Origin of the sequence: Roseateles sp., from assembly GCF_965229315.1 — a bacterium.
GTDB lineage: Bacteria > Pseudomonadota > Gammaproteobacteria > Burkholderiales > Burkholderiaceae_C > Pelomonas.
Genome location: NZ_CBDDJA010000002.1, coordinates 3,192,476 through 3,213,904, shown reverse-complemented (window position 1 = coordinate 3,213,904; position 21,429 = coordinate 3,192,476). Strand labels below are relative to the sequence as shown.

The 21,429-nt window shown below is 69.6% G+C and carries 23 protein-coding genes; 16 read left to right on the top strand and 7 right to left on the bottom strand.

Going from position 1 to position 21,429, the window contains the following annotated elements:
- Positions 1-4 precede the first annotated feature (4 nt).
- The 4 genes from ACO07H_RS19760 to ACO07H_RS19745 all read left to right on the top strand — a co-directional run bounded on the left by ACO07H_RS19760 (position 5) and on the right by ACO07H_RS19745 (position 2,419).
- Positions 5-415: a rhodanese-like domain-containing protein gene (locus ACO07H_RS19760; RefSeq protein ID WP_422017295.1), complete on the top strand. Its 411-nt coding sequence runs from the start codon at positions 5-7 to the stop codon at positions 413-415.
- Between the two features lie 69 nt (positions 416-484).
- Positions 485-745: a glutaredoxin 3 gene (grxC, locus tag ACO07H_RS19755; RefSeq protein WP_422017294.1), complete on the top strand. Its 261-nt coding sequence runs from the start codon at positions 485-487 to the stop codon at positions 743-745.
- Between the two features lie 117 nt (positions 746-862).
- Positions 863-1,342: a protein-export chaperone SecB gene (secB, locus tag ACO07H_RS19750; protein WP_422017292.1), complete on the top strand. Its 480-nt coding sequence runs from the start codon at positions 863-865 to the stop codon at positions 1,340-1,342.
- A gap of 66 nt (positions 1,343-1,408) precedes the next feature.
- Positions 1,409-2,419 carry an NAD(P)H-dependent glycerol-3-phosphate dehydrogenase gene (locus ACO07H_RS19745; protein ID WP_422018665.1) on the top strand — a complete coding sequence of 337 codons (1,011 nt, stop codon included), beginning with the start codon at positions 1,409-1,411 and terminating at the stop codon, positions 2,417-2,419.
- A gap of 1 nt (position 2,420) precedes the next feature.
- On the opposite strand, the gene trmL is transcribed toward ACO07H_RS19745, so the two are convergent.
- Together trmL and ACO07H_RS19735 are read right to left on the bottom strand one after the other, a co-directional pair.
- The gene (gene trmL / locus ACO07H_RS19740) at positions 2,421-2,891 is read right to left on the bottom strand and encodes a tRNA (uridine(34)/cytosine(34)/5-carboxymethylaminomethyluridine(34)-2'-O)-methyltransferase TrmL (protein WP_422017290.1); all 471 of its coding nucleotides are present in this window, start codon (positions 2,889-2,891) and stop codon (positions 2,421-2,423) included.
- A 115-nt stretch (positions 2,892-3,006) separates the two neighbouring features.
- Positions 3,007-3,762, bottom strand: coding sequence for a ComF family protein (locus ACO07H_RS19735; protein WP_422017288.1), 756 nt, complete (start codon positions 3,760-3,762; stop codon positions 3,007-3,009).
- A 92-nt stretch (positions 3,763-3,854) separates the two neighbouring features.
- Between ACO07H_RS19735 and ACO07H_RS19730 the strand changes: the two genes are divergently transcribed.
- The 7 genes from ACO07H_RS19730 (at position 3,855) to ACO07H_RS19700 (ending at position 9,652) form a co-directional block, all read left to right on the top strand.
- Complete coding sequence (locus ACO07H_RS19730) at positions 3,855-4,706, top strand: biotin synthase (protein ID WP_422017286.1); 852 nt, start codon at positions 3,855-3,857, stop codon at positions 4,704-4,706.
- 172 nt (positions 4,707-4,878) lie between these two features.
- A complete protein-coding gene (coxB, locus tag ACO07H_RS19725) occupies positions 4,879-6,063 on the top strand; it encodes a cytochrome c oxidase subunit II (RefSeq protein ID WP_422017284.1) in 1,185 nt (394 codons plus the stop codon).
- A gap of 28 nt (positions 6,064-6,091) precedes the next feature.
- Positions 6,092-7,744: a cytochrome c oxidase subunit I gene (gene ctaD, locus ACO07H_RS19720; protein ID WP_422017282.1), complete on the top strand. Its 1,653-nt coding sequence runs from the start codon at positions 6,092-6,094 to the stop codon at positions 7,742-7,744.
- A 4-nt stretch (positions 7,745-7,748) separates the two neighbouring features.
- The gene (locus ACO07H_RS19715) at positions 7,749-7,865 is read left to right on the top strand and encodes a cytochrome oxidase small assembly protein (RefSeq protein WP_422017280.1); all 117 of its coding nucleotides are present in this window, start codon (positions 7,749-7,751) and stop codon (positions 7,863-7,865) included.
- 1 nt (position 7,866) lies between these two features.
- A complete protein-coding gene (locus ACO07H_RS19710; RefSeq protein ID WP_422017278.1) occupies positions 7,867-8,481 on the top strand; it encodes a cytochrome c oxidase assembly protein in 615 nt (204 codons plus the stop codon).
- A 17-nt stretch (positions 8,482-8,498) separates the two neighbouring features.
- Complete coding sequence (locus ACO07H_RS19705; protein ID WP_422018664.1) at positions 8,499-8,720, top strand: DUF2970 domain-containing protein; 222 nt, start codon at positions 8,499-8,501, stop codon at positions 8,718-8,720.
- A gap of 47 nt (positions 8,721-8,767) precedes the next feature.
- Positions 8,768-9,652 (top strand): cytochrome c oxidase subunit 3, encoded by an 885-nt coding sequence (locus ACO07H_RS19700; RefSeq protein WP_422017276.1) that lies wholly within the window; start codon positions 8,768-8,770, stop codon positions 9,650-9,652.
- 57 nt (positions 9,653-9,709) lie between these two features.
- Here ACO07H_RS19700 and ACO07H_RS19695 read toward each other — a convergent pair whose 3' ends face one another.
- Positions 9,710-9,925, bottom strand: a complete 216-nt coding sequence (locus ACO07H_RS19695) for a DUF2909 domain-containing protein (protein ID WP_422017274.1) — start codon at positions 9,923-9,925, stop codon at positions 9,710-9,712.
- A 42-nt stretch (positions 9,926-9,967) separates the two neighbouring features.
- Here ACO07H_RS19695 and ACO07H_RS19690 point away from each other — a divergent pair, with 42 nt between their 5' ends.
- The 5 genes from ACO07H_RS19690 to ACO07H_RS19670 are packed head-to-tail and all read left to right on the top strand — an operon-like array spanning position 9,968 to position 13,969.
- Entirely contained in the window at positions 9,968-10,675 is a 708-nt protein-coding gene (locus ACO07H_RS19690) for an SURF1 family protein (protein WP_422017272.1), read from the top strand.
- Positions 10,676-10,679: 4 nt separating this feature from the next.
- The gene (locus tag ACO07H_RS19685; protein WP_422017270.1) at positions 10,680-11,339 is read left to right on the top strand and encodes an SCO family protein; all 660 of its coding nucleotides are present in this window, start codon (positions 10,680-10,682) and stop codon (positions 11,337-11,339) included.
- 1 nt (position 11,340) lies between these two features.
- A complete protein-coding gene (locus ACO07H_RS19680) occupies positions 11,341-12,447 on the top strand; it encodes a COX15/CtaA family protein (RefSeq protein WP_422017268.1) in 1,107 nt (368 codons plus the stop codon).
- 2 nt (positions 12,448-12,449) lie between these two features.
- Positions 12,450-13,355: a heme o synthase gene (cyoE, locus tag ACO07H_RS19675; RefSeq protein WP_422017266.1), complete on the top strand. Its 906-nt coding sequence runs from the start codon at positions 12,450-12,452 to the stop codon at positions 13,353-13,355.
- On the top strand, positions 13,352-13,969 hold the full coding sequence (locus ACO07H_RS19670; protein WP_422017264.1) for an SCO family protein: 618 nt from the start codon (positions 13,352-13,354) through the stop codon (positions 13,967-13,969). Before cyoE ends, ACO07H_RS19670 begins: the two co-directional genes overlap by 4 nt.
- Before the next feature lie 48 nt (positions 13,970-14,017).
- Here ACO07H_RS19670 and rpoH read toward each other — a convergent pair whose 3' ends face one another.
- From rpoH to ACO07H_RS19650, 4 genes are all read right to left on the bottom strand, one after another.
- Positions 14,018-14,935 carry an RNA polymerase sigma factor RpoH gene (gene rpoH, locus ACO07H_RS19665; protein ID WP_422017262.1) on the bottom strand — a complete coding sequence of 306 codons (918 nt, stop codon included), beginning with the start codon at positions 14,933-14,935 and terminating at the stop codon, positions 14,018-14,020.
- A gap of 145 nt (positions 14,936-15,080) precedes the next feature.
- The gene (locus tag ACO07H_RS19660) at positions 15,081-15,581 is read right to left on the bottom strand and encodes a chemotaxis protein CheW (protein WP_422017260.1); all 501 of its coding nucleotides are present in this window, start codon (positions 15,579-15,581) and stop codon (positions 15,081-15,083) included.
- Positions 15,582-15,611: 30 nt separating this feature from the next.
- Positions 15,612-18,791 (bottom strand): PAS domain S-box protein, encoded by a 3,180-nt coding sequence (locus ACO07H_RS19655; RefSeq protein ID WP_422017258.1) that lies wholly within the window; start codon positions 18,789-18,791, stop codon positions 15,612-15,614.
- A complete protein-coding gene (locus ACO07H_RS19650) occupies positions 18,788-21,382 on the bottom strand; it encodes an ABC transporter permease (protein WP_422017256.1) in 2,595 nt (864 codons plus the stop codon). The genes ACO07H_RS19655 and ACO07H_RS19650 overlap by 4 nt, the downstream gene beginning before the upstream one ends.
- Between the last annotated feature and the right edge of the window lie 47 nt (positions 21,383-21,429).

Genomic DNA, 21,429 nt, shown 5'->3' with positions numbered 1-21,429 from the left:
TTGCTTGAACTTCCTGATCGAGAACTGGGTCCTGATCCTCGCCGCCGCCGTCTCCGGCGGCATGTTGCTGTGGCCGATGCTGGTGTCCGGCAGCCAGGGTGCCGCGGTGTCGGCCGCACAGGCGGTGCACCTGATCAACCGCGAGAAGGGCGTGCTGATCGACGTCAGCGAGCCCGAGGAGTTCGCCAAGGGCCACGCGGCCGGGGCGCGCAACATCCCCTTCGGCCAGATCGAGGGCCACAAGTCGCTGCCGTCCAACAAGGCCCTGCCGCTGGTGCTGGTGTGCCCCACGGGCGCGCGCGCCGGCCGCGCGGCAGGCACGCTGCGCAAGCTGGGCTATGACAAGGCCCAGGTGCTGGGCGGTGGGCTCAAGGCCTGGCGGGACGCCAATTTGCCGGTGGAAAAGACTGCGTGAGCGGTCGTTCGCCCCTCTGACTTTTTGTTGCCTTGCAGGGGCAGAAGACGGCGCAAGGAGAGTTTCGCAATGGCCTCAGTGAAGATGTACACCACCCTGGTCTGCCCGTACTGCGTGCGGGCCAAGATGCTGCTCAAGCAGCGCGGCGTCGCGCAGATCGACGAGGTCCGCGTGGACCTCAACCCCGCCGAGCGCGATGCGATGGTCAGCCGGACCGGACGCCGCACCGTGCCGCAGATCTTCATCGGCGACACCCATGTGGGGGGGTGCGATGACCTGATCGCGCTGGACCAGCGCGGCGAACTGATGCCCTTGTTGCAGGCGTCCTGATTTCAAGCCTGGGCAAGCCCCAGGCAGGCCGTCACGGGGCCTCGCCCATAATCCGGTCACCGCCCGCAGCACGACGCCTGCGGGCTTTTGTTTGAAGCCTGTTTGAAAGCACCTCCCATGGCCGACGAGATCCAAGCCCAGCAAGCCCCCGAGGGCACCCCCGTGTTCCAGATCCAGCGCATGTACCTGAAGGATCTGTCGCTGGAGCAGCCGAACGCACCGCAGATCCTGCTGGAGCAGACCCAGCCCCAGGTGGACATCAACCTGACGCTGTCGGCCGAGAACGTCGTCGACGGCATCTACGAAGTCTGCGTGACGGCGACCGTCAACACCAAGGTCGGCGACAAGACGCTGTTCCTGGTGGAAGCCAAGCAGGCCGGCATCTTCGAGATCCGCCACGTGCCGCAGGACCAGGTCGAGGGCATCCTGGGCATCGTCTGCCCGCAGATGGTCTACCCCTACCTGCGCGCCATCGTGTCCGACGTCTGCACCCGCGCCGGCTTCCCGCCCGTGCTGCTGACGGAAGTGAACTTCCAGGCCATGTTCGAAGCCCAGCAGGCGCAGCGCGCCGCGCAAGGCGGCCAAGCGGTCAACTGATCCGACTGACATCCCGCGACGCCCCGCGCCGCGGGGCGTTTTCATTGGTGGACACTCTTGCGCATGATGAAGATCAGCGTACTTGGCGCCGGGGCCTGGGGCACGGCGCTCGCCATCCAGGCGGCCCGCGCGGGCCACGACGTGAGCTTGTGGGGCCGCGACGCGGCCGCCATGGCGCAGATGCGCGCGAGCCGGCGCAACCAGGCCTACCTGCCGGACAGCGAACTGCCCGCGGCGCTGTCGCTGACCGCCGACCGCGGCGCCGCCATCGCCCATGCGGCGCATGGGCTGACCATCGTCGCCACCCCCATGTCCGGCCTGCGCGAGACCTTGGCCGCGCTGCCCGCCGACCATCGCGTGCTGTGGTTGTGCAAGGGTTTCGAGGCCGGCACCGGGCGGCTGGGCCACGAGATCGCGCGCGAGCTGCGGCCCGGGCAGCCGGCGGCGGCGCGCGTCGGCGTGCTGTCCGGCCCGAGCTTTGCGCAGGAAGTGGCCGCCGGCCGCCCCACGGCGCTGGTGGCGGCCAGCGAGGATGCGGCGCTGGCGCAGGCCGCCGTGGACGCCTTTCACGGCGAGCGGCTGCGCGTGTACACGTCGTCCGACCCCGTGGGCGTCGAGGTGGGTGGCGCCGTCAAGAATGTCATGGCCATCGCGGTGGGCGTGTGCGACGGCCTCAGCACCTCGTCGCCCGACGCGCCGGGCCTGAACGCGCGCGCCGCGCTGATCACGCGCGGCCTGGCCGAGATGCTGCGCCTGGGCCTGGCGCTGGGTGCCAAGGCCGAGACCTTCATGGGCTTGTCGGGGCTGGGTGACCTCGTGCTGACGGCCACCGGCGACCTGTCGCGCAACCGCCGCGTGGGCCTGGCGCTGGCCGAGGGGCTGGCGCTGCCGCAGATCCTCAGCAAGCTGGGTCATGTGGCGGAGGGGGTCTACAGTGCGCCGACCGTGCTGATGCGCGCCCGCGAAGCCGGCGTCGAGATGCCCATCACGGCCGCCATGGTGGCCTTGCTGGAGGGCCGCGTGACGGCCGCCCAAGGCGTGGAGCTGCTGATGGGCCGGCAGGCGCGCGCCGAGTGAATCAGGCGCCGCCCGCGTAGCCGTTCTGGCGCCAGGCCTCGAACACCGCGACCGCGACGCTGTTGCTCAGGTTCAGGCTGCGCTGGCCGTCGCGCATGGGCAGCCGTACGCGCTGCGAGGCCGGGAACGTGTCGCGCAGCGCCGGCGGCAGGCCGGCCGTCTCGCTGCCGAACACCAGCCAGTCGCCCGATTGCCAGCCGACCTCGGCGAACGGACGGCTGCCGCGGGTCGTGAACGCGAACATGCGCCCGGCGGGCGGCGACTCGGCGGCCAGGAACGCGGCCCAGTCCGCGTGGCGCTTGACGCGCGCGTACTCGTGATAGTCCAGGCCGGCGCGTTGCAGCAGCTTGTCTTCCATGGAAAACCCCAGCGGCTCGATCAGGTGCAGGGCGCAGCCGGTGTTGGCCGCGAGCCGGATCACGTTGCCCGTGTTGGGCGGGATTTCCGGCTGGACGAGGACGATGTGGAACATGGGGCGGAGTATCCCGCCGCTCGGTGCGGGGTACCGCATCTGGGCCGAACGCCGGGCCGACCCAAGCATCGCCGTCCCTTCCAGCGTTCAGCTTGGCGCGACTGGGCGAGGGGCCTTATTCCTGCCCGGGCTCGGGCGTTCGCGCGATGACCCAGGCCTGCACACTCATGACGCCCGCCTGCAGCAGCACGCTGGCGAGCTCGTGCAGCGTCGCGCCGCTGGTCATCACGTCGTCGAGCAGGGCCACGCTGGTGCCCCGCAGCCGCGCCGCCTTCAGCGGCTCCACGGCGAACACGCCGCGCACATTGGCCGCGCGGGCCTCCAGCTTCAGGCTGGCCTGGACGGCGTTGTGACGAACGCGCAGCAGCAGCTCGGGCTCGCAGCGCAGGCCCCGGCGGCGGGCGAGCGCCTTCGCCAGTTCGTGCGCCTGGTTGTAGCCCCGCTCGCGCAGCCGCTCGTCCGAGAGCGGCACCGGCAGCAGCCAGTCCGGCGCGTCGACATCGGCCGCATTGAGCGCCGAGTTCATGCGCTCCAGCAGGCTTTCGCGCAGGTCCAGCGCCTGGTGGTACTTGAAATGCTGCAGCAGGCCATCCCACGGGAAGCGGTAGTCCAGTGCGGCCACCGCGCGGTCCAGGGGCGGTGCCCGCTGAAGGCAGCGCCCGCACTGCGGCCGCGGGCGGCCCATCAGCGCCGGCGGCAGGTGGGCCGCACAAGTCCAGCAGCGCGGCACCGGCCGTGCGTAACGCTGCAGGCAGTCGCCGCAGACGGTCTGATGGCTCCAGGCCCGGCAGACGGCGCACTGGCCCGCGCAGCGCAGCAGCACTTTCTCGACGAGTGAGGGCTTGGGCGCCTGCAGGGAACGCTCGGGCATCGGCTCAATATACTGATCGGCTTATGAGCGAGCCGGCAGCCACCCCTAGTTCAAACAAGGGGCCGCGCCCACAGGATCTCGACGCCGCGGCCGTGCGGCACCAGAGCCATCGGCTGGGCCGTGCCGGGCAGCCGCCCTGGCTGCACGCCGAAGTCGCGCGCCGCATGGCCGAGCGGCTGACCTTCATCAAGCTGCAGCCGGCCCGCGTGCTGGACGCGTCGCCGGCGCTGGGCGCCAGTGCCGACGTGCTGCGCCTGGCCTACCCGAATGCGGAACTGCTGTGGCACGAAGCCGACGCCGTGCTGGCCGCGCGTGCGGGCGAGGTGCGCCAGCGCAACTGGTGGCGCAAGCTGCGCGGCGCATCCTCGGGCCAGGTCCACGAACTGCCGGCCCGCCCGGAGGTCGAGATGCTGTGGTCCAACATGGCCTTGCATGCCTGCGCGGACCTGCCCGCGCTGCTGGCCCGGTGGCAGCAGAGCATCGCGGTCGGCGGCTTCGTCATGTTTTCCTGCCTGGGGCCGGATGCCTTCGTCGAACTGCGGCCGCTCTATGCGCGGCTGGGCTGGGGGCGGCCGGCGCCGGATTGGTGGGACATGCATGACGTCGGCGACCTGGTGCTGAAGGCGGGTTTTGCCGACCCCGTCATGGACCAGGAGCGCCTGCGCCTGACCTGGGCCAGCCCCGAAGCGTTGCTCGCCGACCTGCGGGCGCTGGGCGGCAATCTGGCGCCGACCCGTTTCGCCGGCCTGCGCGGCCGGGCCTGGAAGGCTGCGTTGGTCGAGCAGTTGAACCGGTTGCGCGACACGGACGGCCGGCTCGCGCTCACGGTGGAGCTGGTCTTCGGCCATGCCTTCAAGGCGGCGCCCCGGCTGGCGGTGGCGGCCGAGACCCATGTGTCGGTGGATGACATGCGAGCCTCACTTCGCCGCGGACGGGGAGGGTGATTCCCCGGGGGCAGCCTGGGCCGGAGCCTCCCGATGCCTGGGCTAAAATCCCGCGCCGCTAGTAGGGTTGCGGCAAAGCCCGACCCGATCCACGGATCTTGCGGTTTCTCGTCCGGCCCTCGCGGCGGATTGCAAGCCCCGCACTTCAAAGAACCAAGTGACAACCATGACGATGATGAACGCACGAGTGCAGAGCGCCTCACGCGGCTGGGCCCAGCGGGCCGCCGCGGCGGCGATGGCGACCCTGGCAACGGGTTCCGCCTTCGCGGTGAACGATCTCAAGGGCGGCCCGGGCGTCAATCAGCTCAACCTGCACGAGCCGGTCACGCGCATCGCGGCCGACCAGATGTGGTTGCACAACTTCATGCTGATCGTCTGCCTCGTCATCTTTGTGGCGGTGTTCGGCGTGATGTTCTATTCGATCTTCAAGCACCGCAAATCCAAGGGTGCGGTGTCGGCCAACTTCCATGAAAGCGTGGCGGTCGAGATCGCCTGGACCGTGGTGCCGCTGCTGATCGTCATCGGCATGGCGCTGCCGGCGACCAAGGTGGTCGTCGCGATGAAGGACACCACCAACGCCGACGTGACCATCAAGGCCACCGGCTACCAGTGGAAATGGGGCTACGACTACCTCAAGGGCGAGGGCGAGGGCATCGGTTTCCTGGCCACGCTGGACACCGACCAGCGCGAGTCGTCCAACTCCGGCCACCCGGAGAAGGTCGACAACTACCTGTTGAAGGTCGACAACCCGCTGGTCGTGCCGGTGGACAAGAAGGTCCGCATCATCACGACCGCCAACGACGTCATCCACGCCTGGATGGTGCCGGCCTTCGGCGTGAAGCAGGATGCCATCCCCGGCTTCGTGCGCGACACCTGGTTCAAGGCCGAGAAGATCGGCGACTACTATGGCCAGTGCGCCGAGCTGTGCGGCAAGGAGCACGCCTACATGCCCATCCACGTGAAGGTCGTGTCCGCCGACGACTACACCAAGTGGGTGGACGGCAAGAAGAAGGAAATGGCCGCCAAGGCCGACGATCCGAACAAGGTCTGGGAGCAGGCAGCGCTGATCGCCCGTGGCGAGAAGGTCTACGCGGCCAACTGCGCGGTCTGCCACAAGGCCGACGGCTCGGGTGCCGGCCCGATCAAGCCGCTGGACAAGTCGCCCGTGGTGCTGGCCGAGAACCACATGGAGCAGATGCAGGTGCTGCTCAACGGCCGCATGGACAAGGGCATGCCGGCCTGGAAGCAGCTCAGCGACACCGAGATCGCCGCCGTGATCACGTACACGAAGAACAGCTGGTCCAACAAGACGGGCCAGACGGTGCAGCCGGCCGAAGTGCTGGCCGCCCGCAAGTAATTCCGAACGCCGAATCAGAGGAATCCAAATGAGTGCAGTGCTCCCCCCCCACGGCGTTCACGGCGGCCATGACGGCCACGCCCACGACCACCACGACGATCATCACGACCACCACGCCCCGAGCGGCTGGCGCCGCTGGGTGTTCGCGACCAACCACAAGGACATCGGCACGCTGTACCTGCTGTTCTCGTTCGCGATGCTGATGGTGGGTGGCGTCCTGGCGCTGTGCATCCGCGCCGAGTTGTTCCAGCCCGGCCTGCAGTTCTTCAACCCGGAACTCTTCAACCAGTTCACGACCATGCACGGTCTGATCATGGTGTTCGGGGCCATCATGCCGGCCTTCGTCGGCTTCGCGAACTGGATGATCCCGCTGCAGATCGGCGCCAGCGACATGGCGTTCGCGCGGATGAACAACTTCAGCTTCTGGCTGCTGATTCCCGCGGCGCTGATGCTGGTGGGCAGCTTCTTCATGCCCGGCGGCGCGCCCGCCGCAGGCTGGACGCTGTACGCGCCGCTGACGCTGCAGATGGGCCCGTCCATGGACGCCGGCATCTTCGCGATGCACATCATGGGCGCCTCGTCCATCATGGGCTCCATCAACATCATCGTGACCATCCTCAACATGCGCGCTCCCGGCATGACGCTGATGAAGATGCCGATGTTCGCGTGGACCTGGCTGATCACCGCCTACCTGCTGATCGCCGTGATGCCGGTGCTGGCCGGCGCCATCACGATGACGCTGACGGACCGCCACTTCGGCACCGCCTTCTTCAACCCGGCGGGCGGCGGCGACCCGGTCATGTACCAGCACATCTTCTGGTTCTTCGGCCACCCCGAGGTCTACATCATGATCTTGCCGGCCTTCGGCATCATCAGCCAGATCGTGCCGGCCTTCGCCCGCAAGCGCCTGTTCGGCTACGCATCCATGGTGTACGCGACGGCCTCCATCGCCATCCTGTCGTTCATCGTCTGGGCCCACCACATGTTCGCCACCGGCATGCCGGTGACGGGCCAGCTGTTCTTCATGTACGCGACCATGCTGATCGCGGTGCCCACGGGCGTGAAGATCTTCAACTGGCTGGCGACGATGTGGCGCGGCTCGATGACCTTCGAGACGCCCATGCTGTTCGCGGTGGGCTTCATCTTCGTGTTCACGATGGGCGGCTTCACCGGCCTCATCCTGGCCATGGCGCCCATCGACATCCAGCTGCAGGACACCTACTACGTCGTGGCCCACTTCCACTATGTGCTGGTGGCCGGCTCGCTGTATGCCCTTTTCGCCGGCGTCTACTACTGGGGTCCGAAGTGGACCGGCGTCATGTACTCCGAGACGCGCGGCAAGATCCACTTCTGGGGCTCGCTGATCGCGTTCAACGTGACCTTCTTCCCGATGCACTTCCTGGGTCTGGCCGGCATGCCGCGCCGCTACGCCGACTACCCGATGCAGTTCGCCGACTTCAACGCGATCGCGTCCGTCGGTGCGTTCTGGTTCGGCCTGATGCAGGTCTACTTCTTCCTGTTCATCGTCGTGCCGATGATGCGCGGCAAGGGCCCGAAGGCACCGCAGAAGCCGTGGGAAGCGGCCGAAGGCCTGGAATGGGAGATCCCGTCGCCGGCGCCGTTCCACACCTTCGAAGAGCCGCCCAAGCTGAATGCCGCGGCCACCAAGATCGTCGGTTGATCCCATGGCCATGAAGCCCGAACAGCGCAAGGCGAACCGCCGCCTGGGGTTGATCCTGCTCACCGTGGCCCTGGCCTTCGGTGTCGGGTTCTTCGCCAAGATGGCGATGCTCGGCCACTGACATGCGCCTTCGCTCCCTCGCCGCCGCGCTGCACCGCGACAACCGCCAGCTCCTCGGGAAGCTGGCCGTCGTCGTGGCGCTGATGTTCGGCTTCGGCTATGCGATGGTGCCGCTGTACAAGTCCATCTGCGAGGCGCTGGGCATCAACGTGCTGTCGCTGGCGGAGAAGCAGACGGCGCTGGCGACCAAGGGCGTGGCCAACGGCAACGGGCAGATCGACTACAGCCGCAGCATCACCGTCGAGTTCGATACCAATGCGCGCGGCCCCTGGGACTTCAAGCCCGCCGTGCGCCACCTGACGGTGCACCCGGGCGAGCTGACCCAGGTGATGTACGAGTTCCGCAACGTGCAGGACCGCACGATGGCCGCGCAGGCCATCCCGAGCTATGCGCCCATGCAGGCCAGCGCGCATTTCAACAAGCTGGAGTGCTTCTGCTTCAACGAGTACACGTTGAAGGCGGGCGAGAGCAGGCAGTGGCCGGTCGTGTTCGTCATCGACCCCAAGCTGCCCAAGGACGTCAAGACCATCACGCTGTCGTACACCTTCTTCGAGGTGGCAGGCAAGGGTGGCGTCAAGCTGGGCCAAGCGCCCAAGGGCAACGGAGCAGCGCTGTGAGTGAAGCCGGCAAGGACATGAAGGAAGCCGTGCGCCGCAAGGCGTCGCTGGGCCAGACCATCTCCGCCGTGGCCTGGAGTTTTTTCGGCGTGCGCCGCAGCAAGGACCATGAAAGCGACATGGCCCGGCTGAACCCGGTGCACGTGATCATCGCGGGCGTGCTCGGCGCGGCCCTGTTTGTGTTGGTGCTGGTGCTGCTGGTCCGCTGGGTCATCAGCAGTGGCGTCGCCGGGGCCTGAGGCCGCGGCACGAGAAGTCAAGAACGAGCGAGAACTAGGAGAACGACATGTCGGCAGCGACTACCTCGGGCAAGGCCCCGTACTACTTCGTCCCGGCGCCCTCGCGGCACCCGGTGATGGCCGCGATCGGCCTGTTCTTCGTCATCCTGGGCGCCGGCCAGTGGATCAACGGCCACCACTGGGGCATGTACTCGCTGTTCGGCGGCCTGGCCTTCTGGGCCTTCGTGCTGCAGCAGTGGTTCCGTGAAGCCATCGCCGAGAGCGAGGGGGGGCTGTACAGCGACCGCATCGACGTCTCCTTCCGCTGGAGCATGGGCTGGTTCATCTTCTCGGAGGTGATGTTCTTCGCCGCCTTCTTCGGCGCGCTGTTCTGGGCCCGCGTGATCTCGGTGCCTGAACTCGGCAGCCTGCAGAACGCGCTGCTGTGGCCTGACTTCAAGGCCATCTGGCCCAGCTCGGCCCCTGGCTTCACGGGCGCACCTGGTGGCGCCGTCGAGGCCTTCAGCACGATGGGCCCGTGGCCGATCCCGACGATCAACACGGCGCTGCTGCTGACCTCGGGCGTCACGCTGACCATCGCCCATCACGCGCTGATCGCCGGCAACCGCGGCAAGACCATCCTGTGGATGTGGATCACCGTGCTGCTGGGCGCGACCTTCCTGGGCTTCCAGGCCTACGAGTACCACCATGCCTACGCCGAGCTGAACCTCAAGCTCACCTCCGGCGTCTATGGCTCGACCTTCTTCCTGCTGACCGGCTTCCACGGCTTCCACGTCTGCGTGGGTGCGCTGATGCTGCTGTTCATCACCATCCGGCTGATGAAGGGCCACTTCACGCCCGAGCGCCATTTCGGCTTCGAGGGTGCGGCCTGGTACTGGCACTTCGTGGACGTCGTCTGGCTGGGCCTGTACGTCGTCGTTTACTGGCTCTGACGCTGCCGGGCCTGCAAGACACAAGCGCCGCTGACGCGGCGCTTTTTTTCTGGCAACTCAGGACTTCACAGGCAGGCCGGTCGGCTGTATCCAGCCCATCTTCCAGCTCAGCAGGATGACGAGGAACAACGCCACCGACATGCCCACCCGCACCGCCAGCGCGCGTGCCATGTTGGGGCTGCGGCGGTTGCCGCCCTTGCGCAGCATGAAGAAACCGGCCGCGCCGAGCGCACCGAGGATGCCGATGAAGGCGACCAGGATCACGAATTTCATGGCGGCCGATTATCCGCTCGCACCCTCGCGACAGGCGGTGTCATGACGGCTCGCCGCTGGCTCGTGCTGCTCGCCGCGGTGCTGGGCGCCGCGCTGACGGCGCGCCTGGGCGTGTGGCAGCTCGACCGCGCGGCGCAGAAGATCGCGCTGCAGGCCGCCGTCGAGGCCCAAGCCGGCAAGCCCGCGCTCACGAATGCCGATCTCGGTACCGATGCACTGCACCGCCGTGTGGCGCTGCGTGGCCACTGGGTCGCCGAGCGTACGGTCTGGCTGGACAACCGGCCGATGGACGGCCACACCGGCTTCTTCGTCGTCACGCCGCTGCGTCTGACCGGCAGCGACGCCGCCATCCTCGTGCAGCGCGGCTGGGCACCGCGCAACCAGCTCGACCGCCTGCAACTGCCGCCGCTGGCCACTGCGTCGGGCGAGGTCGAGGTGGTGGGGCGGCTGGCGGCCTCGCCGTCCAGGCTTTATGAGCTGGGCGAGGGTGTGCCCGGCGCGATCCGGCAGAATCTCGACCCTGCGGCCTTCGCCGTCGAGTCCGGCCTCAAGCTGCTGCCGCTGACCGTCGTGCAGACCGCCGCCACCGGCCCCGACGACACGCTGCTGCGCCATTGGCCTGCGCCCGACCTCGGCCTGCAAAAACACTATGGCTACGCCTTTCAATGGTTCGCGCTCTGCGCGCTGATCGTCGGTCTCTATGTCTGGTTCCAACTCCTCCGCCCCCGGCTCCGCCGCCAGCAGCCGTGACTCGATGACGCCGTTGAGCTTCGCGGTCCACAGCCTGCCCGACCCGCGTGTCGCCGGCAGCCCGCAGCAGCGCGTCGGCCGCTGGAAGATGCTGCTGGTGCTGGCCATGTGCGCCGCACCCGTCGTCGCGTCGTACTTCACCTTCTACGTCATCCAGCCGCGTGGCTCGGCGTATGGCGAGCTGATCGCGCCCACCGTGGACATGCCGGCCGACCTGCCGCTGACCGACCTGCAGGGGCAGGCGGTCGATCCTGCGTCCTTGCGTGGCCAGTGGCTGCTCGCCATCGTGCAGCCCGCCGCTTGCGGCGACGCCTGCGAGCGCCAGCTCTACGTGCAGCGCCAGTTGCGCGAGATGCTGGGCAAGGAGCGTGCACGCGTGGACAAGCTCTGGCTCATCCCGGACGGCGCCACGCCCGATGCCAAGGTGCTGGCCGCTGTGAGGCAGCAGGGCGTGGAAGTCACCGTGCTGCACGTGCCGCAGGACCGACTCGCCGCCTGGCTCAAGCCTGCCGCCGGCAAGACGCTGGCCGACCACTTCTACATCATCGACCCCATGGGTCGCTGGATGATGCGCGCGCCGGGCGAGCCCGAGCCCAAGAAGCTCAAGGCCGACCTGGACAAGCTGCTGCGCGCCAGCGCGAGCTGGGACAACGCCGGGCGATGATGTGACGGACCTGCTGCTGCCCCTCGGCCAGGTTGCCGCCATCGGCGGCGCGGTCGCGCTCGGCCCGCTGATCTGGTGGCGCCAGCGCTCGCGTGCCAGCACGCCGGCCGGCCGCCTGCGCGCGCTGACGGTGCTGACGCTGTTCCTGACCTTCGACCTCATCGTCTTCGGTGCCTTCACGCGCCTGACCGATTCGGGTCTCGGCTGCCCCGACTGGCCCGGCTGCTACAGCGCCGCCAGCCCGGTGGGCGCGCGCCACCACATCGAAGCCGCGCAGGCGGCCATGCCGACGGGCCCGGTCACGCATGGCAAGGCCTGGATCGAGATGGTCCATCGCTACCTGGCGAGCGCGGTCGGCCTGCTCATCCTCCTGCTGGCCGTGCTCAGCTGGAAGCTGGCGCGCTCGGCGCGTGCCCACCACGAGCCCGCGCCGTCGCCCTGGCTGCCGACGCTGACGCTGGTCTGGGTCTGCGTGCAGGGCGCGTTCGGCGCGTTGACGGTGACGATGAAGCTGTTTCCGGCCATCGTCACGCTGCACCTGCTGTTCGGCCTGGGCCTGCTGATGCTGCTGGCCTGGCAGCGCGAGGCCTACGTGCCGCGACCCCTTTCTGTGTCTGCGGCACCGGCCGCACTGCGCACCGCCGTTGCCGTCGTGCTGGTGCTCGCGCTGGTGCAGGTGGCGCTCGGCGGCTGGGTCAGCACGAACTACGCGGTGCTGGCCTGCGACGAATTCCCCACCTGCCACGGCGGCCAGTGGTGGCCGCACCTGGACTTCGCGCAGGGCTTCCAGCTCTGGCGCGAGCTGGGCCAGCGTGCCGACGGCAGCTGGCTGGGCTTCGAGGCACTGGCGGCCATCCACATGGCGCACCGCATTGGCGCGGGCGTCGTCTTCGTCGCCATCCTGGCGCTGGCCTGGACCTTGCGGCGCCACGCGGCCGACTGGTCCAACTGGCTGCTCGCCGCGGCCGGCTGGCAGCTCGCGTCGGGACTGTCCAACGTCGTACTCGACTGGCCCATCGCCGCCGCCCTCGCCCACACGGGCGGCGCCACCGTGCTGATGGCCTTGCTCACCACCTTGCTCGTGCGCCTCAGAAGCGCAGACCACTGACCATGGCTTACACGTCCACTGCCAGTGCCTTCGTGCACAGCCCGCGCTGGCAGCAGTTCTACCAGCTCACGAAGCCCAAGGTCGTGCAGCTCATCGTCTTCTGCGCGGCCATCGGCATGGCGCTGGCCGTGCCCGGGCTGCCGTCGCTGGCGCAGGCGCTCACCATGCTGGCGGCGATCGCCGGCATCTGGCTCGTCGCTGGCGCCGCGGCGGCGTTCAACTGCCTCATCGAGGACGGCATCGACGCGCGCATGAAGCGCACCGCCTGGCGCGCCACGGCCAAAGGGGAACTCAGCCGGCCGCAGACCCTGCTGTTCTCGGCGCTGCTGTGCGGCCTCGGCATGGCGCTGCTGGCGCTGTACGTCAACGTGCTGACGATGTGGCTGACCTTCGCGACCTTCGTCGGCTATGCCATCGTCTACACCGTCGTCCTCAAGCCCACGACCCCGCAGAACATCGTCATCGGCGGCGCCTCGGGCGCGATGCCCCCGGTGCTGGGCTGGGCCGCGATGCGCGGCGACGTGGGCTTCGAGGCCTGGCTGCTGTGCCTCATCATCTTCCTGTGGACGCCGCCTCACTTCTGGGCGCTGGCGCTGTACCGCAGCGAAGACTACGCCCGCGCCGGCCTGCCCATGCTGCCCGTCACGCACGGCAACGACTACACGCGTCTGCAGATCCTGCTGTACACCTGGGTGCTGCTGGCCGGCACGCTGCTGCCCTTCCTGACCGGCATGAGCGGCTGGTTCTACCTGTGCGCCGCGCTGGTGCTGGGGCTGACGTTCTGTGCCTACGGCTTCAGGCTGTGGCGCAGCTATTCCGAGGCGCTGGCGCGGCGGACCTTCTGGTTCTCGATCTGGTACCTCTCGCTGCTTTTCGCGGCCCTCTTGATCGACCATTACCTGCCATGACGCATCGATTCACCCGCCGCGCCGCTGCTGTCGCCGCCTTCGCCGTGCTGGCCCTGGCCGGCTGCCAGAAGGCCTCGTCCGACAAGCCCGCCTTCAAGGGCATCGACCTGACCGGTGCCGAGTACGCCCGCAGCCTGAACCTGACCGACCAGGACGGCCGCGCCCGCACGCTGGCCGACTTCAAGGGCAAGGTGCTGGTGATCTTCTTCGGCTACACGCAGTGCCCCGACGTCTGCCCCACGACGATGGCCGAGGTCGCCGAGGTCAAGCGCAGCCTGGGCGCGGACGGCGACAAGGTGCAGGGCATCTTCGTGACGGTAGACCCGGCGCGTGACACGGCGCAGCTGCTGAAGGCCTATCTGGCCAGCTTCGACCCGACCTTCATCGGCCTGCGCGGCAGCGAGGAGCAAACCCAGGCCGCGGCCAAGGAGTTCAAGGTGTTCTTCGCCAAGGTGCCGGGCAAGACGCCGGAGACCTACACGATGGACCACACGGCGGCCGCCTTCATCTTCGACACCGAGGGCCGTGTGCGCGTCTATGCCCGCTACGGTGCCGGCGCCCAGCCGCTGGCCGACGACATCAAGCTGCTGCTGGCCGAGGCTGGCAAGAAATGAACAAAGGCCCCGGTGAGGGGCCTTTGTTTTCAGGGCGCGTGAAGAGGATCAGGCGGTTTCCGTCAGCGCCTTCTTCATCTTCTTCATCGCCGCGACCTCGATCTGGCGGATGCGCTCGGCCGACACGCCGTACTCGGCGGCCAACTCGTGCAGCGTCATGCCGCCCGACGAGTCGTCGTTCACCTTCAGCCAGCGCTCTTCGACGATGCGGCGGCTGCGCGGGTCCAGCACGTCCAGCGCGCGCTGGATGCCGTCGCCGGCCAGCGCATCGCGCGAACGCGCCTCGATGACGCGGGTCGGCTCCTGGCTCTCGTCGGCCAGGTAGGCAATCGGGGCGAAGCTCTCGCCTTCATCGTCGGTCTGGGGCTCCAGCGCGACATCGCCACCCGACATGCGGGTCTCCATCTCCAGCACTTCCTCGCGCTTGACGTTCAGCGTGCTCGCGACGTGCGCCAGTTCCGCCTCGGTCAGCGTGTTTCGGTGCGTGGCGGCGTCGCTCTGGCCGGCCTTGAGCTGGTGCTTCATCGAGCGCAGGTTGAAGAACAGCTTGCGCTGGGCCTTGGTCGTCGCGACCTTGACCATGCGCCAGTTCTTCAGGATGTACTCGTGGATCTCGGCCTTGATCCAGTGCATCGCATAGCTCACCAGGCGCACGCCCTGGTCGGGGTCGAAGCGCTTGACGGCCTTCATCAGGCCCACGTTGCCTTCCTGGATCAGGTCGCCCTGGGGCAGGCCGTAGCCCATGTACTGGCGGGAGATGGACACCACCAGGCGCAGATGCGACAGCACCAGCCGCCCGGCGGCTTCCAGGTCGCCCTTGTCGCGCAACGTGCGGGCAGCCGAGCTCTCTTCCTCGGCCGTCAGCAGCGGCAGGCGATTGATGGCGGAGATGTAGGCGTCCAGATTGCCCAGCGAGGGCACGAGGGCCCAGGGGTCGCGGACGGCAATGACAGAAGAGGCGGACATCGTCTTGAATCCTTGCTGAACCGCCACGAGATGCAGCGGTGAGATGGATATTAGCACTCTGAATCGGTGAGTGCTAAGTTCGACAATGTGGTCTCTGCAATGCAGTGTTGCTGCAGCCGAAACAGTATGCGGCCGCTAACTTGCGTCAGTCAACCAGGCCGAAATCGGGGCTCTTGATCATCGCCTCGATGTCCAGCAGGATGAGCATGCGCTCCCCCAGCTTGCCCAGCCCGGTGATGAAGCGGGCGTCCATCGCCGCCGGCACGTCCGGGCGTGCCTTGATCTCGTCGGCGCTCAACTCCAGCACGTCTGACACCGAGTCCACGACGATGCCGACGACGCGGCCCGCCACGTTCAGCACGATGACGACCGTGAAGGCGTTGTAGTCGCCGGCCTGGCCCAGGCGGATGCGCAGGTCCAGGATGGGCACGATGACGCCGCGCAGGTTGACGACGCCCTTCACGAACGGCGGCGCGTTCGCCACGCGTGTGGGGGCCTCGTAGGAGCGGATTTCCTGGACACGCAGGATGTCCAGGCCGTATTCCTCCTCGCCGATGCGGAAGGTCAGGAATTGGCGGCCATCGCTGTGCGCCAGGGTCTGGACGGCCTGGGCACCGGGGGTGGGAACGAGGTCGGTGGAGCTCATCGGGTGGCTGCAGACGTGGAGACTAGACCCTCATTTTGCCCGCTCCGGCTGGTTGGGCGGTGCCAACAATTCGTCAACGAGGGCCAGCATCTCGCGCACGTCCAGCGGCTTGGTGACATAGCGCAGCACGCCGGCGGCCTTCGCCGCCGCCATCTGTTCCGCCTGGGCGTTGGCGGACACCACCACCACCGGTGGCAACGCGATGCGCAAGCCGCGCAACCGGTGCAGCAGCGACAGCGCGTCGCCGTCGGGGAGTTCCCAGTCCAGCAACAGCAGCGCCGGCGGGCGCTGGCGCGCCGCTTCAACGCCCAGTTCCACCGTCGTGGCGACCTCCAGTTCCAGCCCGGGCCGCTGCTCGACGATGCCGCGCATGACCTCGGCATTCACCGGGTTGTCCTCGACGTACAGCAGCCGGCCGTGCGGCCCGGGCTGCGGTGCGTCCGGTTCGTCCGCTGCGCCGTCCAGGGAGGCGGGCAGGGCGTCGTCGGCCGCAGGCAGCCGAAGTACGAAGCAGGCGCCCGGCCCGTCCACGCGTTCGGCGCGCAGCCCGCCTCCCATCATCTCGGCCAGGCGCTGGCTGATGACGAGGCCGATGCCCGTGCCCGGCAGGCTGGTGCGCTCGCGGCCCAGGCGGTTGAAGGGCTGGAAGAGGGCGGCGCGCTGCTCGTCGGTGAGGCCCAGGCCGGTGTCGCGCACGGCCACCTCGATCCAGCCGGGCTCGGCGCTGGCGGCCTGGATGCTCACGCTGCCGCCGGGGCGGTTGTACTTGACGGCGTTGCTCAGCAGGTTGGTCAGGATCTGCGTGACGCGGGTCGGGTCGCCCACCAGGTGCGTGGCGTCGGCATCGATGTGCTGGCTGATGGACAGCCCCTGCTCGGCCGCACCCTGCTGCACCAGCGCCAGCGCGCGCGACAGCAGCGGCGCCAGCGCCAGCGTGACAGGCGCCAGCCGCAGCGAGCCGGATTCGATGCGCGACAGGTCCAGCGTGTCGTTGATCATCTCCAGCAGATGCCAGCCGGCCTGCGCGATCTGCTGCGCGCGGTTGCGCTGCCCGGGCGGCAACGGCTCGGCCGCATCCATCTGCATGAGCTGCGTGAAGCCCAGGATCGCGTTCATCGGCGTGCGCAGCTCATGGCTCATGCGCGACAGGAACTCGTTCTTGGCCTGGTTGGCCATGACGGCTGCGGCGCGGTCGCGGTCCAGCTCCTCGATGCGCATCAGGTCGGTGATGTCCTCGACGACGCCCACCAGGCGGTGCGGCCGGCCGTCCGCACCGCGCAGCAGGCTGACGAGCACGCGCGCGTGGACGAGGCTGCCGTCGCCCCGGATGTAGCGCTTGTGACGCCGGTAGAACGGGATCTCGCCGCGCATCAACCGGCGCGCCAGCCGCACGTCCTCGCGGCGGTCGTCCGCGTGCGTGATGTTCAGCGAGCGCATCGTCAGCAGCACCTGCGCCGGGTACCCCACCAGCTGGCACATGTGCGCGTTGACCTCCTGGAAGCTGCTGTCCAGGTCGGTGAACGCGATGCCGATGGGCGCCGTCTCGAAGATGCTGCGAAAGCGCTGCTCCGACTGGCGCAGCGCCTGTTCGCTCTCGGCGCGGTTGGCCACCTCGCGCTCCAGCGCCAGCGTGCGCTCCCCCACCAGTGCCTCGACGTGCAGCGTGCGGCCGGACAGCAGCAGCAGCAACGCGCCCACCATGGCTGTCGCCACCAGGCCCACCAGCGCGAACGCCCAGCTGCGCCCAGGTGGCGGCAGCCGGCCGGGCAGTTCGTACAGGCGCACCTCCCAGTGCCGCCCGCCGAATGACAGCGGCACCCTGACGAGCGGCAGCGCCGCATCTTCGCCGCGCTGCACCGCCTCGCAGCCGGGGCGGCCGGCGAGGCGCCTGGTCATGGCATCGGGCTCCAGGTCCACCAGGCAGGCACCGAGATGCTCGGGCCACTGCGCGGCCAGGCGCGACAGCATCAGGTCGGGGCGCAGTGTCACGAACGCAACGCCGTCCAGCGCGGCCTCGCCTGCCGGCGCATGGCCGCGGTACAGCGGCTGGTAGACGACCACGCCGACCACGCCGTCACGGTCCTGCGACAGCTGGAAGCCGGCGGAGGCGACCGCCTGGCCCGTGGCCGCCACCTGTTGAGCCGCTGCACGCGGGCCGGGAACGGTCAGCACGTTGACGCCCAACGCGCCGGCATTGCGCCGCAGCGGCTCGATGAGGCGCACGGCCAGCAGGTCCTCGCCGGGCGGCGGCCGCAGGTCGCCGGCGCGCGTGCGGTCGCGCGCCTGGTAGCCACCGGGGAAGGCATCGGCGGCGGCCGCGGCATTGAAGCGGTCCACATCGGTCCGCGCCACGCGCAGCGCCTGGCCCAGTGCGGTGAGCGGCGTGTCCTCGCTCAGAAAGCCGCTGGTGGCGCGCGAGAACTCCTCGCGCGTGGGCCTCGGCTTCACGTTCAGCAGCGCGTGCACGCCTTCCAGCACCAGCAGCGGCTCGCGCAGCCGGCTGGCCAGGTCCTGCGCAGCGCTGGCGGCGTCGCGCGTGAAGTCGCTGCGGTTGCGCTGGCGGTCCCATGCCATCGTTGCGGCCACGCCCAGCCCCACCAGCAATGTGGTCAGCAGCATCGGCAGCCCCACGCTGAAGCGGCGCGTCGCCCAGGCCTGGCGGGGCTGGCCGATCAGCGCCAGCGTGATAGGCGCCGCGATCAGCACGCCCATCAGGTCGCCGGTCCACCAGACCGTCCAGACGAGGCCCATCTGCGCCGTGGCGATGATGCCCAGGCCGGCCAGCACCAGCGTCGCGCAGGTCGGGCTGATGAGGCCGGCTACGGTCACCGCCGCGAGATAGCTGCCCACCTCGCGCGGCGAGGCCAGCAGCAGCGGCTGGCCGCACCAGCGCCGCATCAGCAGCGTGCCCGCCACCGCCTGCGCAGCGGCACCCAGCCCGATGCCCAGCGCCAGTGTCGCGGCGCCGGGCTGGCCGCTCATCATCGTGGCCTGCACGATGAAGGACCCCAGCGCCACGGCCGGCGTGTAGCGCAGGCCCCAGACCAGCAGCACCGCCAGCCCCCAGCCCGCCGCCGGGTAGATGGGCGCCACCTCGTAGGGGGGGAGCACCATCAGCAGGCCCAGCCGGGCCAGCGCGTAATAGACAGCGACGACGCCGGCCGACAGCGCCAGGTAGCGGGCGGTCGAGTGGACGCCGGGCGTCCTCATTCGGCCTGGGCCTCCCGCAAGCTCTGCATCACCGGCCGCTTCAGCACCCCGCGCAGGCTCCACCAGCCGGCGCTCCAGGCCAGCAGCGCGCCGCAGGCCGCGCTGACGAACGGCACCCAGGGCTTGATGTGCCAGGTGAACTCGAACACGAAGCGCGCCAGCAGTGCCGCCAGCACGAGCGCCACGGCACCGGCCAGGAAGCCAGCGAGCGCCCCCACGCCCAGCAGCTCGGCCCGCTGCACCTGCGCCAGCAGGCTGCTGGGCGCCCCCAGCGCGCGCATCAGCGCGAACTCGCGCGTGCGCGCCTCGCGCGTGCTGCCCACGGCGGCCAGCAGCACCACCAGGCCGGTCGCCAGCGTGAAGCCGAACAGGAACTGCACGGCCTGGATGACCTGGTCCAGCACGCCCTGCACCTGGTTGAGCTGGGCCGACACGTCGATGACGGTCAGGTTGGGGAACTGCCGCGCCAGCTCGCGGTCGAGCCTGGCGCCGGCGGGCGTGCCCGGCGTCCGGTACGCGGCGATCTGCGTGGACGGCAGGTCGGGCAGTTCGGCCGCCTCGAACAGCACGAAGAAGTTGACGCGCATCGACGACCAGTCCACCTTGCGCAGGCTGGTGATGCGCCCCTGCACCGGCTGGCCGGCGATGTCGAAGGCCAGCGTGTCGCCGAGCTTGAGGCCCAGCGTCTGCGCCAGCCCTTCCTCCACGCTCAGGCCCAGGCCACCGGCCTGGCCGGGCCTGGCCTCGCCCCAGCGGCCCGCGGTGATCTCGTTGTGCGCGGGCTGCGTGGCGGTATTGCTGAGGTTGAACTCTCGCTCTGCCAGCCGCTGCGCGCGGTCCTCGGTGAACTTCCTGCCCTGCACCGGCTCGTCGTTGATGCGGGTGAGCCGGCCGCGGATCATGGGGGACCAGTCGAAGCCGGTCACGCCCGCGTCGGTCAGCATCTGGCGAAAGGCCTCGCCCTGGTCGGGCTGGATGTTGATGACGAAGCGGTCCGGTGCCGAGGCCGGCGTGGCCTGGCGCCAGCTCGAAATCAGGTCGGTGCGCAGCAGCACCAGCAGCGCCAGTGCCAGCAGCCCCACCGCCAGCGACGACACCTGCATGACGGCAAAGCCCGGCCGCGCCGCGACCTGGCGCGTGGCCAGCAGCAGCCAGCGCGGCACGCCGGCACCGCTGGCGGTGGCCGGCCCGATGCCGGGAACGACGCGGCGCAGCAGCCACACCGCGACCCACGCCAGCCCGGCGAACAGCAGCACCGCGCCGGCAAAGCCTGCGGCCGCGATGGCGCCCAGCTTCATGTCACCGGCCAGCACGACGAGGATGGCCGCCAGGCCTGCCACGCCCGCGCCCAGCACGAGCAGGGAGCCGGCCTTGGGCGCACCCAGGTCGCGCCGGATCACGCGCAGCGGCGGCACGGCCGCCAGTTGCAGCACCGGTGGCAGCCCGAAGCCCAGCAGCAGCGACAGGCCCAGGCCCAGGCCCAGCAGCGCCGGCCAGAGGCTGGGCGGCGGCAGGTCCACGTTGATGAGGCCGGCCAGCAGTGAGACGAACACCTGGTGCAGCGCGAGGCCCACCAGCACGCCGACCAGGCTCGCGCCCACGCCGGCGAGCAGGAACTCCAGCCCGTAGGCCCAGGCGATGCGGCGCTGCGGCTGGCCCAGCACGCGCAGCATGGCGCAGGCGTCCAGGTGGCGTGCCGCGAAGTCGCGCGCCGCCAGCGCCACGGCCACGGCGGCCAGCAGCGCCGACAGCATCGCCACCAGCCGCAGGAAACGCGCCGCGCGGTCCAGCGTCTGGCGCATCTCGGGCCGGCCCGACTCCAGCGATTCCAGCCGCACGCCGCGCAGCTTGCCTTGCTCGATGAGCTGTTCGGCGCCGGTCACGAAGCGCCGCACGGCGTCCGGCGCGGCGCCCGCGCCTGGCACCAGGGCCATGCGATACGTGATGCGGCTGGCGGGCTGCACGAGGTGCGTCGCGGCCAGGTCGCCTTCGCTCAACATCAGGCGCGGCGCGAAGTTCATGAAGCCTGCGCCGCGGTCCGGCTCGGTCTCGATGAGCGCGGCGAGCTTCAGGCGGGCGTCGCCCAGCAGCAGCGTGTCGCCCAGCTTCAGCCCCAGGCTGTCGGCCACCGCAGGGTCGACCCAGGCGTCACCGGCACGCGGCGCACCGGCCTGCCCCGGCAGCGCCTCGCGCAATGCGATGCGCCCACGCAGGGGGTAGCCCGTGCCGACGGCCTTCACCGCCACCAGCCGGCTTTCGCCGCCTTGCGCCTCGTCGGCCCGCGCCATGCTCGGGAAGGTCGCGCTGCGCACGGCGGCGAGGTTCAGCGTGGCCGCCAGGTCGGCGATGGCCTGCGGCGTCGGCTGGTCGCTCGCCACGACCGCATCGCCGCCGAGCAGTTGCGCGGCATCACGACGCAGGCCCTGGTCCAGCCGGTCGGAGAGAAACGCCACCGCGCACAGCGCCGCCACGGCCAGCGCGACGGCCAGCATCAGCAGCCGCAGCTCGCCGGCGCGCCAGTCCCTCAGCAGTTGGCGCCATGCGATCAGCAAGGTGGCGGGCGGGCGCTGGGCGGCAGAGGCAGACGGCATGCGCGCGACTTTAGCGGCGCTGGACGCGGCAGCCGTGGCTCGACCTG